This is a genomic window from Streptococcus suis, from assembly GCF_002964045.1.
Lineage (GTDB): Bacteria > Bacillota > Bacilli > Lactobacillales > Streptococcaceae > Streptococcus > Streptococcus suis_U.
In genome coordinates this window covers 1-314 of the sequence record NZ_POPB01000648.1, presented here as the reverse complement: position 1 = coordinate 314, position 314 = coordinate 1, and the positions used below count along the sequence as shown (strand labels likewise).

Below are 314 nucleotides of genomic sequence, written 5' to 3'. Positions count from 1 at the left end.
TTATTTATGGTGAAACAGAAAAGCCAATATCTCCTTGTGGAGCTTGTCGCCAAGTTATGGCAGAATTTTTTGATAAGGATTTAAAAGTGACCTTGGTCGCTAAAGATAAATCGACAGTCGAGATGACAGTCGGGGAATTACTTCCATATTCCTTTACAGACTTAACCTAGTCTGTATGACAGTCATTTGACTGTAGCAATATTACTCTGCAACAATGTAGTTGCAAAAAGATTTTTAGGAGGGTTCAGAAATGAACAAGAAACTTGTTGGACTTGGTCTAGCAGCTGTTGCGGCTGTATCTTTGGCTGCATGTG

Annotated in this window: 1 pseudogene; it reads left to right on the top strand. The window is 39.2% G+C overall.

Annotation, left to right across the window (positions count from 1 at the left end):
* Positions 1–170: pseudogene (locus tag C1E99_RS13825) on the top strand (cytidine deaminase); the annotation flags it as partial.
* Positions 171–314 lie beyond the last annotated feature (144 nt).